Source organism: Actinosynnema sp. NPDC050801 (genome assembly GCF_040673975.1).
Lineage (GTDB): Bacteria > Actinomycetota > Actinomycetes > Mycobacteriales > Pseudonocardiaceae > Actinosynnema.
Genome location: NZ_JBFAQZ010000016.1, coordinates 1 through 13,186, shown reverse-complemented (window position 1 = coordinate 13,186; position 13,186 = coordinate 1). Strand labels below are relative to the sequence as shown.

General features: G+C 71.9%; 12 protein-coding genes. 10 read left to right on the top strand and 2 right to left on the bottom strand.

From position 1 onward, the window contains the following. Window positions 1–3 precede the first annotated feature (3 nt). The 4 genes from AB0K14_RS29275 to rho all read left to right on the top strand — a co-directional run bounded on the left by AB0K14_RS29275 (window position 4) and on the right by rho (window position 5,874). Entirely contained in the window at window positions 4–1,308 is a 1,305-nt protein-coding gene (locus AB0K14_RS29275; protein WP_360446746.1) for a homoserine dehydrogenase, read from the top strand. A 152-nt stretch (window positions 1,309–1,460) separates the two neighbouring features. Next, window positions 1,461–2,519 (top strand): threonine synthase, encoded by a 1,059-nt coding sequence (gene thrC / locus AB0K14_RS29270; RefSeq protein WP_360446747.1) that lies wholly within the window; start codon window positions 1,461–1,463, stop codon window positions 2,517–2,519. Continuing rightward, a complete protein-coding gene (gene thrB / locus AB0K14_RS29265) occupies window positions 2,516–3,406 on the top strand; it encodes a homoserine kinase (RefSeq protein ID WP_360446749.1) in 891 nt (296 codons plus the stop codon). The genes thrC and thrB overlap by 4 nt, the downstream gene beginning before the upstream one ends. 425 nt (window positions 3,407–3,831) lie before the next feature. Beyond that, window positions 3,832–5,874, top strand: coding sequence for a transcription termination factor Rho (gene rho, locus AB0K14_RS29260; RefSeq protein ID WP_360447587.1), 2,043 nt, complete (start codon window positions 3,832–3,834; stop codon window positions 5,872–5,874). 193 nt (window positions 5,875–6,067) lie between these two features. On the opposite strand, the gene AB0K14_RS29255 is transcribed toward rho, so the two are convergent. Then, window positions 6,068–6,475 carry a hypothetical protein gene (locus tag AB0K14_RS29255; RefSeq protein WP_360446751.1) on the bottom strand — a complete coding sequence of 136 codons (408 nt, stop codon included), beginning with the start codon at window positions 6,473–6,475 and terminating at the stop codon, window positions 6,068–6,070. Window positions 6,476–6,723: 248 nt separating this feature from the next. Between AB0K14_RS29255 and rpmE the strand changes: the two genes are divergently transcribed. From rpmE to prmC, 5 genes are all read left to right on the top strand, one after another. Then, window positions 6,724–6,936, top strand: coding sequence for a 50S ribosomal protein L31 (gene rpmE / locus AB0K14_RS29250; RefSeq protein WP_360446753.1), 213 nt, complete (start codon window positions 6,724–6,726; stop codon window positions 6,934–6,936). Between the two features lie 97 nt (window positions 6,937–7,033). After that, the gene (prfA, locus tag AB0K14_RS29245) at window positions 7,034–8,089 is read left to right on the top strand and encodes a peptide chain release factor 1 (protein WP_360446755.1); all 1,056 of its coding nucleotides are present in this window, start codon (window positions 7,034–7,036) and stop codon (window positions 8,087–8,089) included. 42 nt (window positions 8,090–8,131) lie between these two features. Beyond that, window positions 8,132–9,319, top strand: coding sequence for an acyl-CoA thioester hydrolase/BAAT C-terminal domain-containing protein (locus AB0K14_RS29240; protein WP_360446757.1), 1,188 nt, complete (start codon window positions 8,132–8,134; stop codon window positions 9,317–9,319). Between the two features lie 10 nt (window positions 9,320–9,329). Then, entirely contained in the window at window positions 9,330–10,715 is a 1,386-nt protein-coding gene (lpdA, locus tag AB0K14_RS29235) for a dihydrolipoyl dehydrogenase (RefSeq protein ID WP_360446760.1), read from the top strand. Window positions 10,716–10,734: 19 nt separating this feature from the next. Then, window positions 10,735–11,628 carry a peptide chain release factor N(5)-glutamine methyltransferase gene (prmC, locus tag AB0K14_RS29230; protein WP_360446762.1) on the top strand — a complete coding sequence of 298 codons (894 nt, stop codon included), beginning with the start codon at window positions 10,735–10,737 and terminating at the stop codon, window positions 11,626–11,628. 47 nt (window positions 11,629–11,675) lie between these two features. On the opposite strand, the gene AB0K14_RS29225 is transcribed toward prmC, so the two are convergent. Next, window positions 11,676–12,356 (bottom strand): hypothetical protein, encoded by a 681-nt coding sequence (locus tag AB0K14_RS29225; protein WP_364339324.1) that lies wholly within the window; start codon window positions 12,354–12,356, stop codon window positions 11,676–11,678. A 170-nt stretch (window positions 12,357–12,526) separates the two neighbouring features. Between AB0K14_RS29225 and AB0K14_RS29220 the strand changes: the two genes are divergently transcribed. Then, a complete protein-coding gene (locus AB0K14_RS29220) occupies window positions 12,527–13,081 on the top strand; it encodes a hypothetical protein (RefSeq protein WP_360446766.1) in 555 nt (184 codons plus the stop codon). The last annotated feature ends 105 nt before the right edge of the window (window positions 13,082–13,186 follow it).

Below are 13,186 nucleotides of genomic sequence, written 5' to 3'. Positions count from 1 at the left end.
GAAGTGGCAAGCCACGAGGGCAAACCGATCAGGGTCGCGCTGCTGGGCTGCGGCACCGTCGGCACCGAGGTGGTCCGGCTGCTCACCGACCAGGCGGCCGACCTCACCGCGCGGGTCGGCGCGCCGGTCGAGCTGGCCGGCATCGCCGTGCGCAGGCCCAACAAGCACCGCGAGGTGCCCGCGCACCTGCTGACGACCGACGCCGAGGCGCTGGTCACCTCCGACGGCGTGGACGTGGTCGTGGAGGTCATCGGCGGCATCGAGCCCGCCCGCACCCTGCTGCTCGCCGCGTTGCGCGCGGGCAAGTCCGTGGTGACGGCCAACAAGGCGCTGCTGGCCGAGCACTCGGCGGAGCTGTTCGAAGCCTCCGACTCCTCCGGTGCGGACCTGTACTTCGAGGCGGCGGTGGCGGGCGCGATCCCGCTGCTGCGCCCGCTGCGCGAGTCCCTGGCCGGCGACCGCATCACCCGGGTGATGGGCATCGTCAACGGCACCACGAACTTCATCCTCTCGGGCATGGACTCCACCGGGGCGAGTTACGGCGAGACCCTGGAGGAGGCGACCCGGCTCGGGTACGCCGAGGCGGACCCGACGGCGGACGTGGACGGCTTCGACGCCGCGTCCAAGGCCGCGATCCTGGCGTCCCTGGCCTTCCACAGCCGGGTCACGGCCGCCGACGTGCACCGCGAGGGCATCGCGCAGGTCAGCGCCGCCGACATCGCCGCCGCCAAGGCCCTGGGCCGCACGGTGAAGCTGCTCGCCATCTGCGAGCGGGTCACGCAGGAGGACGGCGAGAGCATCTCGGTGCGCGTGCACCCGGCGATGATCCCGACCTCCCACCCGCTGGCCGGCGTGCACGGCGCGTTCAACGCGGTGTTCGTGGAGGCCGACGCGGCCGGCGAGATGATGTTCTACGGCCAGGGCGCGGGTGGCGCCCCGACCGCCAGCGCGGTCCTCGGCGACCTCGTCGCGGTGGCCCGCAACCGGGTGCACCGGGGCCGCGGCCCGCGTGAGTCGGCCTACGCGGCGCTGCCCGTGCGACCGATGGGCCAGACGCCCACGCGTTATCACATCAGCCTCGACGTCGCCGACCGGGCGGGCGTGTTGTCGCAGGTGGCGGCGGTGTTCGCGGAGCACGACGTGAGCATCGCGGCCGTGCGGCAGGAGGGTCGGGTCGACGACGCCAGCCTGGTGATCGTCACCCACGCCGCTACCGACGCGGCACTGCGGTCGACCGTGGACAAAATCGGCGGGCTGCCCGTGGTTCGGGAAGTGGTCAGCGTGATGCGGGTGGAAGGCGAAGAATGATGGCGGCCCAAGCAGCCCTCGGCGGAGTCGACAATCGGACAGCGGCCGGTGGAGCCGACGATCGGGCTTCAGCCGGTGGAGCCGACGATCGGGCTTCAGCCGGTGGAGCCGACGATCGGGCTTCAGCCGGTGGAGCCACGGGTGGGAGCGCGGTGAGGCCGGGGTGGCCCGGCATCATCCGCGCCTACGCGGACCGGATCCCGCTCCCCGAGGGTGCCAGGGTCGTCACCCTCCACGAAGGCGGCACGCCGCTGGTGTTCGCCGAGCACCTGTCCGAGGTGACCGGGTGCGAGGTGCACATCAAGGTCGAGGGCGCGAACCCGACCGGCTCGTTCAAGGACCGCGGCATGACCGTGGCGATGACGCACGCCCTGGCCAGCGGCATCCGCGCGGTGATCTGCGCGTCGACCGGCAACACCTCCGCCAGCGCGGCGGCGTACGCGGCCAAGGCGGGCCTGACCGCGGCGGTGCTCGTGCCGCGCGGCAAGATCGCGCTGGGCAAGCTCGCCCAGGCGGTCGCCCACGGCGCGAAGATCCTGCAGATCGACGGCAACTTCGACGACTGCCTGGAGCTCGCCTCCAAGACGTCGATCGAGTACCCGATCACGCTGGTCAACTCGGTCAACCCGGTGCGGCTGATCGGCCAGAAGACCGCCGCGTGGGAGATCTGCGACGTGCTCGGCCGCGCGCCCGACATCCACTGCCTGCCGGTCGGCAACGCGGGCAACATCACCGCGTACTGGCGCGGTTACTCCGACTACGCCGCCGACGGGGTGGTCCCCTCGACGCCGCGCATGTTCGGCTTCCAGGCCGCGGGCTCCGCGCCGCTGGTGCACGGTGCGCCGGTGGCGAACCCGGAGACCATCGCGACCGCCATCCGGGTGGGCAGCCCGGCGTCGTGGACCGGCGCGGTGGCGGCCAAGGAGGAGTCCGGCGGCCTGTTCGAGGCGGTGACGGACGAGAAGATCCTGGAGGCCTACCGGCTGCTGGCCTCGACCGAGGGCATCTTCGTCGAGCCCGCGTCCGCGACCAGCGTGGCCGGCCTGCTGGCCACCGCCGCCGACGGTCGGCTGCCGAAGGGCTCGACGGTCGTCTGCACGGTCACCGGCCACGGCCTGAAGGACCCCGACACCGCGCTGCTGGGCATGAGCGAGGTGGAGCCGGTGCCGGTGGACCCCGGCGCCGTGGCGCACGCGCTGGAGCTGGCGTGACGGGCTTGGCCGCCCCTGGTGTGCGCGTCACCGTGCCGGCGTCCACGGCGAACCTCGGCTCGGGCTTCGACGCGCTGGGCATGGCGTTGGGCCTGCACGACGAGCTGGAGTTCGCGGTGACCGACGGCGGCCTGGTCGTGGAGGTCTCCGGCGAGGGCGCCGGCGGCGTGCCCACCGACGGGGGACACCTGGTCGTGCGGGCGTTCCGGGCGGCCTGCGAGCTGGTCGGCGTCGACGTGCCAGGGCTGCGGCTGACGTGCCGCAACGCCATCCCGCACGCGCGGGGTCTCGGCTCCTCGGCGGCGGCCGTCGTGGCCGGCGTGGCGGCCGGGTTCGCCCTGGCCGGTCGCGAGTCGGACACGAGCGCGTTGCAACTCGCCTCGGAGTTCGAGGGCCACGCCGACAACGCGGCGGCGGCGATGTTCGGCGGCGTGGCGATCGCGTGGACGCAGGGTGACCGCTACCGAGCGGTCCGTGTGGACCCGCACCCGGGTGTAGCGCCGGTCGTGCTGGTGCCCGAGGTGGAGTCGTCGACCAAGACGACCAGGGGGCTGCTGCCCTCGAAGGTGCCGCACGAGGACGCGGCGTTCGCCGCGGGCCGGTCCGCGCTGGCCGTGCACGCGCTCGCCACGGACCCCTCGCTGCTGCTGGAGGCGTTGGACGACCGCCTGCACGAGCCGTACCGGGAACCCGCCTGGCCTGCGACGACACGCCTGGTGCGGTCGCTGCGGGAGGCCGGGGTGCCGGCTGCGGTGTCCGGTGCCGGGCCCACGGTCCTGGCCCTCCCGGTGGACGGCGTGCTGCCGTCCGGGGTGGACCTGACCGGCTTCGAGGCGCGTCGGGTGCCGGTCGACCTGGCCGGTGTCCGGGTTGCGCCACTCGGTTGAGTGATGCGACGCGCCGTGCCCCGGTTGTTGCACCCGGCCGGACCGGCGTCTACCCTCGGGGCCATCAGTCACCGCGCGCACGGGCGCCGGTGTGGTGCCCGGACGTTCGTTCCGGATCGCATTCCTCCAGTGACTTGGCTCTGTGCCGTATGGACGGGGCCGACGCTGGAAGGCACCCGCTCGCCGTGTGACCGAAGTCCCGCACCGGTGGACTCCGCTTTCGTGCGCGTTCCGCGCCGTCGCCAGGTCCGCCCGAACCGGGACGAAACTGCCGCACCGCATTCCGTCGGACGGCAGGTCCGCTGGAACGCGTAGGAGGCGCGCTCCGGTCAGGAAGGACATGTGTGACCAAGACCGATGTACTGAGCAGCCAAGCTCCTGCTGCTCCCAACCCCGCTGCCAGTTCCGGAGCCGAGGAGAACGCTCTGACCACCCCTTCGAACGGCAGCGCCACGCCGCGCAAGCGCGCGGGCCTCTCTGGAATGGTGCTGGCCGAACTCCGTGAACTCGCAGGTCAGCTGGGCATCACCGGCACGGCCGGCCTCCGCAAGGGCGACCTGATCGCCGCCATCAAGGAGCGGCAGGGCGGCACCTCCGGTCGGGGCAGTGCCGCGACGCCGCCCAAGGCCGAGAAGAAGGCCGAGGCGCCCAAGGCGGCCGCCGGGAAGGCTCCGGTGGCGGAGAAGGCCGCCGAGGCCCCCGCCGCGGCTCCCGCGTCCGCTCAGGCCCCGGTGGACAAGCCGACCCAGCAGCAGCTCGACGTGTCCGACCGGCCGGCGGAGGAGGAGGGCGGTCGCCGCGGCAACCGCCGTCGCCGTTCCGCCAACCGGCCCGCGGGCAGCCCCGAGGCACCGGCCGCGGACGGGCAGCAGGCCCAGCCGCAGGCCGACCGCGTCCAGGGCGACCGGGGCGACCGGGGAGACCGCCAGCAGGGCGACCGTCAGCAGGGCGAGCGTGCCCAGGGTGACGGCCGACAGGGCGACACCCGCCAGGGTGAGCGCGCCGAGCGGCAGGACCGGGGTGACCGGCAGGACCGCTCCGAGCAGCGCGAGCAGCGCCAGGACCGGGGCGAGCGCGGCAACCGCAGCGACCGGCAGGACCGGGGTGGCCGTGACGACCGGGGTGGTCGTGACGACCGCGGTGACCGCGGTGGGCGCGACGACCGGGGTGGCCGCGACCGCGACCAGAACCGCAACCGCCAGCAGAGCGGTCCGAGCGACGACGACGAAGAGGGCGGCCGTCGCGGTCGCCGCTTCCGCGACCGCCGCCGTCGCGGTGGTCGTGGCGACGAGGCCGGTCCCGCCACCGACACCGAGGTGCGGGACGACGACGTCCTGCTGCCCGTCGCGGGCATCCTCGACGTGCTGGAGAACTACGCGTTCGTCCGCACCTCGGGCTACCTGGCCGGGCCGAACGACGTGTACGTGTCGTTGTCGCTGGTCCGCAAGTACGGGCTGCGCCGCGGCGACGCCCTGATCGGCGCCGTGCGGCAGCCGCGCGACGGCGAGCAGCAGCGCCAGAAGTTCAACCCCCTGGTGCGGGTGGACAAGATCAACGGCCTCGACCCGGAGGAGTCCCGCAACCGGCCGGACTTCACCAAGCTGACGCCGCTGTACCCGAACGAGCGCCTGCGCCTCGAGACGGAACCGCACATCCTCACCACGCGCGTCATCGACCTGGTGATGCCGATCGGCAAGGGCCAGCGAGCCCTGGTCGTGTCGCCGCCGAAGGCGGGCAAGACCTCGGTGCTCCAGTCGATCGCGAACGCGATCACGAAGAACAACCCCGAGTGCCACCTGATGGTGGTGCTGGTGGACGAGCGGCCCGAAGAGGTCACCGACATGCAGCGGTCGGTGAAGGGCGAGGTCATCGCCTCCACCTTCGACCGCCCGCCGTCGGACCACACCACGATCTCGGAGCTGGCCATCGAGCGGGCGAAGCGCCTGGTCGAGATGGGTCACGACGTGGTCGTGCTGCTGGACTCGATCACCCGGCTGGGCCGTGCCTACAACCTCGCGGCCCCCGCGAGCGGCCGGATCCTGTCCGGTGGTGTCGACTCGACCGCGCTGTACCCGCCGAAGCGGTTCCTGGGTGCGGCCCGGAACATCGAGGGCGGCGGCTCGCTGACCGTCATCGCGACGGCCCTGGTCGAGACCGGGTCCGCCGGTGACAGCGTGATCTTCGAGGAGTTCAAGGGCACCGGCAACGCCGAGCTCAAGCTCGACCGGAAGATCGCGGACAAGCGGACCTTCCCGGCGGTGGACGTGGACTCGTCCGGTACCCGCAAGGAAGACCTGCTGCTCTCGCCGGACGAGCTGGCGGTCATGCACAAGCTGCGCCGGGTGCTGCACGCCCTGGACAGCCAGCAGGCCATCGACCTGCTGCTGGACCGCCTGCGCAAGAGCCGCACGAACATCGAGTTCCTGATGCAGGTGGCCAAGACCACCCCGGGTGCGGACAACGACTGACCGCACCGACCCACCTCGGGTCGGACCACCGAAGGAATCACCGAAGGCCCGTCCGGCGAGCAAGCCGGGCGGGCCTTCGGCCTGGGGTGGGGGAGAGGGGCAGGGTCGACGGGGGCCGGGGCGGGCCGGCACGGGTCAGCAAGCCGGCGCCGGGGTCAGCAGGCCGGCACCGGGTCGGCCGGGCGGCACCGGGTCAGCAGGGCGGGGCGGGCGTGGCGCCTGTCGCGGTCAGCGCGGCGGTGCGGCGGCGTTCGAGGAAGTACTGCGCCACCAGCAGCGCGATGACCGGCACGCCGAGGCCCACGACGGCCGCCACGGGCACGCGCACACCGCCCAGGAGCACGCCGGTCGCCAGCACGGACGCGAGGTAGGGCCAGCGCAGCCACACGCGCTGCCACCGGGCGGTCCACCGGACCGTGCCCGAGGTCGCGACGCCCACGGCGACACCGGCGCCGAACACCGGGCTCGACAGGGCCAGGTAGGCCGGGGCGCCGACCAGCAGCCCACCCAGCCCGGTGAGACCCAGGACGGCGATGCTGAACAGGAACGGCACGGCCAGCCACGCGGCTAACGGCAGCGGACGCCCTCCGGTGCACAACACGCGGCCAGTGTGGCGTCCGCGCAACGCCCAGTGCTGCTCTCTGTAGTCCAGCGGTTACCTCGTGCGCCGAATGGTCGACCACCATCGGCGAGCGGTTGTGACGCCGGCCACCGGGAACAAGCGTGCCGGACCTCGCGTTGCAGTCGAAGACAGCCGATCTGGCACACTGTCGGGTCGAGTCCGGCTCCGGTTCACCTCGAAGAATCCCCAACGAGGACCCGGCGGCCACTTAGGAAAGGGACAAGACGTTGAAGACCGGCATTCACCCCGAGTACGTGACGACCGAGGTCACCTGCGGTTGCGGCAACACCTTCACCACCCGCAGCACCCAGACGTCCGGCGCCATCCACGTCGAGATCTGCTCCAACTGCCACCCGTTCTACACGGGCAAGCAGAAGATCATGGACACCGGTGGTCGGGTCGCGCGCTTCGAGGCCCGCTACGGCAAGCGCGCCAAGTAGCTGCCAGAACGGCGTCCACCCCGAATCCGCGGGTGGGCGCCGTTGTCGTCTCCGCACCTAGAAGACACTCGTCGACACCCAGGACCGGAGCAAGATCGTGACGCTGGACGCCCTGCTGGCCGAGCACGCCGAGCTGGAAGCCAAGCTCGCCGACCCCTCGGTGCACGCCGACCAGGCGGGCGCGCGCAAGCTAGGCAAGCGCTACGCCGAGCTGACCCCGATCGTGAAGACCGCCCGTGAGCTGGCGCAGGCGAAGTCCGACCTGGAGACGGCCCGTGAGCTGGCCGCCGAGGACTCGGTGTTCGCCGAGGAGGCCGAGGAGCTGTCCAAGGCCGTGCCGGCGCTGGAGTCGAAGCTGACCGAGCTCCTCCTCCCGCGCGACCCCCACGACAGCGCGGACGTGGTGCTGGAGATCAAGTCCGGTGAGGGCGGCGAGGAGTCGGCCCTGTTCGCGGGCGACCTGCTGCGGATGTACCTGCGGTACGCCGAACGCCACGGGTGGAAAGCCGAAGTGCTCGACGGCACGGACTCCGACCTGGGCGGGTTCAAGGACGTCACGGTGGCCATCAAGAGCCGCGCCGACACCCCGGACGGCGTGTGGTCGCGGCTGAAGTACGAGGGTGGCGTACACCGCGTCCAGCGGGTGCCGGTGACCGAGTCGCAGGGCCGCATCCACACCTCCGCCGCCGGTGTCCTGGTGTTCCCGGAGGTCGACGAGGTCGAGGTCGAGATCGACGAGAACGACCTGCGGGTGGACGTGTTCCGCTCGTCGGGCAAGGGCGGGCAGAGCGTCAACACGACCGACTCGGCCGTCCGCATCACGCACCTGCCCACCGGCATCGTGGTGTCCTGCCAGAACGAGCGCAGCCAGCTGCAGAACAAGGCGCGGGCCATGCAGGTGCTGCAGGCCCGGCTGACCGCGTTGGCCGAGGAGAAGCAGCAGCAGGAGGCGTCGGACGCCCGCCGCGTGCAGATCCGCACGGTCGACCGCTCCGAGCGGGTGCGCACCTACAACTTCCCGGAATCACGCATCTCCGATCACCGGGTCGGGTACAAAGCGCATAACCTGGATCAAGTGCTGGACGGCGATATGGACGCGGTGCTGGACGCGTTGGCGGCGGCCGACCGCGCGGAGCGACTCGCCGGCGGGTGAGGCGACGGCGACGAGAGGGGCGCTGCGGTGGCGGAGATCTTGGTGAGCCCGCGGAGCGCCCCGGTGGACGCCGTGGTGGACGTCCGGGTGGTCGACCTGCCGCCGGACGAGCGGGTCGAGGTGCGCGCGTCGACCGGTGACTGGTCGTCGTCCGCGGTGTTCCTGGCCGATGAGCGCGGAGTGGTCGACCTGACCCGGCACGCCCCGGTGAAGGGCTCCTACTCGGGTGTCGACCCGATGGGGTTGTTCTGGTCGATGAGCCGGACGGGTGAGCCGAACGGCCGGACGGTGGTCGAGGTCGTCGGGGTCGGCGAGGTGGAGCTGGACCGGCTGACCGTGCCCGAGGGCGTCAAGCGGACCGAGGTGCGTGAGAACGGCCTGGTCGGCGTGCTGTTCGAGCCCGACGACGATCAGGTCCACCCCGGCGTGGTCGTGCTGGGCGGGTCCGAGGGCGGGTTGCACGAGCTGGACGCGGCGCTGCTCGCCGGGCACGGGTTCGCGGCGCTGGCGCTGGCGTACTTCGGCGCGCCGGGCGTGCCGGAGGACCTCGTGGAGATCCCGCTGGAGTACTTCGGGACCGCGCTGGAGTGGCTCGGCGCGAGGGCGGGGCGGCTGGGCGTCGTCGGCGGGTCCCGCGGCGGTGAGGCGGCGTTGCTGCTCGGTGTGACGTTCCCGCAGGTCAAGGCCGTGGTGAGCGTGGTCGGCAGCGGCGTGGTCACGCAGTGCATCGGGCCTGGTTCCCGGTTGCTGCGCAAGTTCGACCACGAGGCGGCGTCGTGGACGTGGCAGGGCAGGCCGCTGCCGTACCTGCCGTACTCGATCCCCGACGAGCTGCGCGAGCGGGTGGTCGCGGGCAAGCCGGTGCGGCTGAGCTCGGCGTTCGACTTCTCCGACGGCATCCCGGAGGACACCGAGATCCCCGTCGAGCGGATCGGGGGCGGTGTGTTGCTGCTCTCATCCGGGTCGGACGACTCGTGGCCGTCGGTGGGGCTGAGCGAGGTCGCCTGGCGCCGGCTGACCGGGCACGGGCACGCGCACCGGCACGAGCGCGTCGTGTACCCCGAGGCAGGACACGTGATCGCGGGGCCACCCCACCGGCCGGTGGAACTGGTGGTGCCCGGTCCCGGGGTCGACTTCTCGATGGGCGGCACGCCTGCCGCCACCGCCGCCGCACGGGCCGACGCGTGGCGTCGGACCGTTGAGTTCTTGTCGGACCAACTGGGCACCTAATGTGTCGCTCATGAGCGCACACTTTGACGTCGTGGTCCTCGGTGCGGGGCCAGGCGGGTACGTCGCCGCGATCCGGGCGGCCCAGCTGGGGCTGAAGACGGCGGTCATCGAGGAGCGTTACTGGGGCGGGGTGTGCCTGAACGTGGGCTGCATCCCGTCGAAGGCGCTCCTGCGCAACGCGGAGCTCGCACACCTGTTCACCCACGAGCAGAAGACCTACGGCATCCAGGTCGACGGCACGGTGAAGTTCGACTACGGCGTCGCCCACGAGCGCAGCCGGAAGGTCGCGGACGGGCGCGTCAAGGGCGTGCACTTCCTGATGAAGAAGAACGGCATCACCGAGTACAACGGCTTCGGCACGTTCCGCGACGCCAACACCATCGAGGTGAACGGCGAGACCGTCACGTTCGACCACGCCATCATCGCCGCGGGCGCGAAGACCCGGCTGCTGCCGAACACGGAGCTCTCCGAGCGGGTGGTGACCTACGAGGAGCAGATCCTGTCCGCGGAGCTGCCCGGGAGCATCGTCATCGCCGGAGCGGGCGCCATCGGCGTCGAGTTCGGCTACGTGCTGCACAACTACGGCGTGAAGGTCACCATCGTCGAGTTCCTCGACCGGGTGGTGCCGCTGGAGGACGCGGAGGTGTCCGCCGAGCTGGCCAAGCGCTACAAGCGCATGGGCATCGACGTGCGCACGTCCACCCGCGTGGAGTCCATCGACGACAGCGGCGAGAAGGTCCGCGTCACCGTGTCGAAGGACGGCAACGAAGAGGTCCTGGAGGCCGACAAGGTCATGCAGGCGATCGGCTTCCAGCCGCGGGTGGAGGGCTACGGCCTGGAGAACACCGGCGTCGGGCTGACCGAGCGCGGCGCGATCGCGGTCGACGGGCGTGGCCGCACCACCGTCCCGCACATCTTCGCCATCGGCGACGTGACCGCGAAGCTGATGCTCGCGCACGCGGCCGAGTCCATGGGCATCGTCGCGGCCGAGACCATCGCGGGCGCGGAGACCATGGAGCTGGACTTCCCGATGATCCCGCGCGCGACGTTCTGCCAGCCGCAGATCGCGTCGTTCGGGTGGACCGAGGCGCAGGCCCGGGAGAAGGGCTTCGACGTCCGGGTGGCGAAGTTCCCGTTCACCGCGAACGGCAAGGCGCACGGCCTGGCGGACCCGAACGGCTTCGTCAAGCTGATCAGCGACGCCAAGTACGGTGAGCTGCTCGGCGCGCACATGATCGGCCCGGACGTGACCGAGCTGCTGCCGGAGCTCACGCTGGCGCAGCAGTGGGACCTGACCGTGCACGAGGTGGCGCGCAACGTGCACGCGCACCCGACGCTGAGCGAGGCGGTCAAGGAGGCGGTCCACGGCCTGGCCGGGCACATGATCAACTTCTGATCCCCCTACCCTGGAGCGCATGACCCGACACCCGCTGCGGCTGGCCATCATCGAAGCCGAGCGCATGCTCGCCGCGGCGGGTGTCGACAGTCCGCGCGTGGACGCCGAGCTGCTCGCGGCCCACGTGCTCGGGGTGGAGCGGTCGCGGTTGCCGCTGATCCCGCTGGTCGACCCGTCGGTGGTGGACGCGCTGCACAAGGTCGTGCGGCAGCGCACGACGCGGCTGCCGTTGCAGCACATCACCGGGCGCGCGCACCTGGGCGGGGTGGACCTGGAGGTCGGTCCGGGGGTGTTCATCCCGCGGCCGGAGACCGAGTTGATGGTGGAGTGGGGACTGTCGACGCTGTCCGGTGTGGACTCGTCGGTGGCGGCCCCGGTGGTCGTCGACCTGTGCACCGGGTCGGGCGCGTTGGCCTTGGCGGTGGCGCACCGGGTGCCGTCGGCGGTCGTGCACGCCGTCGAGCGGGATCCGGGTGCGCTGGCCTGGGCGCGTCGCAACGCGGAGGCGCGGATCGGGGAGGGTGATACCCCGATCAGGTTGCACGCGGGGGACGTGACGGCGGCGGACCTGCTGTCCGAACCGTCGGGGCTGTCCGAACTGGAGGGTCGGGTCGACCTGGTGCTGTGCAACCCGCCGTACGTGCCGGACGGGACGGAGGTCCAGCCGGAGGTCGCCGACCACGACCCGCGGCACGCCGTGTTCGGGGGTGCGGACGGGTTGGACGTGATCCGGCACGTGGTGGGGTTGGCCGCGCGGTTGTTGAAGCCGGGGGGGTACGTGGGGATCGAGCACGACGACACGCACGGGGATGCGGTGCCCGCCCTGCTCGCGGCGCGGCGCGTGCTCACGGATGTCGCGGATCACCGTGATTTGGCTGGGCGGCCGCGGTTTGCCACCGCTCGTCGGGTGTGAGGGTGTTGGGCGTCGGGTGTAGGCGTGAGGGTGTGGGGGAGGGTGGTTTAGGGGGTTGCGGCGTCGACCATCCGGGTGAGGCGTGACTTGGTTTGCTCCCATTCGTCGGGTGGGCCCGAGGAGTAGAGGACGTACTCGACGCCCTTCGATTCCCAGAACGCGGTGGCCACCCGTTTGGGGCCCGAGGTGGCGTTCTCGTCGAATTCCCAGGTGACCGCCGGGTGGTTCCGGATCGTCGTCGCGGTGAGGGTCACCCGCCGGTGGCCTGCCTCGCGTTCGCGGTCGGTGGCGGCGGTGGTGATGCGGTCCAGCAGGGGTTTGGACGGGTCGGTGACCGGTGCCCCGCCCAGTCTCACCTCGCGGTGGGGTGAGGTCGGGTCGGTGGCGACCAGGGTGGTGGCGACCGTGCCGGTGGTGATCGTCCACTTGGCGGGGATGGTGGTGGTCAGGCCGCCGGGTGCTTCCACTCGTTGCTGGTCGGGTGGGGTGATGCCGGAGCTCGGTGGGGTTGTGGTGAGTGGGGTTTTGGTGGGCGGGGGTGTGGTGGGTGGGGGTGTGGTGGGTGGGGGTGTGGTGATGACGGGGATGGCGGCTGCGGCGGTGGTCGGGCCGGTGGGGGTGGGGTCGGCGAGGTGGACGAGGTAGCCCGCGGTGCCGGCGATGAGGGTGTACAAGGCGGCGGCGGACAGCGCCAGCGGGAGGGCGCCGATCGGGTTCCTCGCACTCACCGGACGCCTCGCCATCGGGATATTCTGGACGTCAACGCTCCGCCGAGTAAATCGGAGAACCAGCGATGGTTGTCAATGGGCCGAACGAGTGGAGTGAACTGCGAGAATGGCTCGCGGCCCGCATCATCCGCGTCGACCTCACCGAATTCTCGGATCGCGACCGTGTCCGCTTGGCCCGCGCCCTGACCGCGTTGACGTCCGCGCTGGGGGACGGTCACGACGATGAGAGCCACCTCGCGGTGGCGGTGGTGCGTGGTGAACTGGCCGGCGGGGGTGAGCCGAGGGCGGACGACGTGCTGCGCACGCACCTGGCCATCGCGCTCGCGGCTCGCAGCGCCGAGGTGAGGCGGGTGACGGCAGAGGGCGCGCTGGTGGTGACGGATGCCCGGCAGGTGGTGGAGTGTCGGGGGTTGGCCGACGAGATCCTCGCGTTGAGCCCCCATCCGGAGTTGATCGGGTTCGCCAACGACCTGCGCCAACGCTTGGAGCGCGCCGAGCGGTGGAGGTGGGTGGAGCCGGACGTGTGGACCGCGGCGGTGGTCGGGCTCGCGGTGCTGGTGCTGCCGTTCGTCGGTGGGGCGATCGGGAGTTTCGCGGTGACGGTGGGTGGGGTGGCGGTCGGGGCGGCGCTGGTGTTCGGGTTCGTGATGGCGCACCGGAAGCGGCAGTGGGCGCTGGTTGGGGAGGGAGCCGGGGCGGCGGCTCGGGCCGGGGGTGGTGGGTGAGCTCGGGTTGAGTCCGGCTCGATTTGACATGGGGCCCTTACGGGCACCCCAGGCAGGCCAAAGCCGGGCAGGCCTGGCGGATAAAGCGCCCGCCAAGCCTGCCCG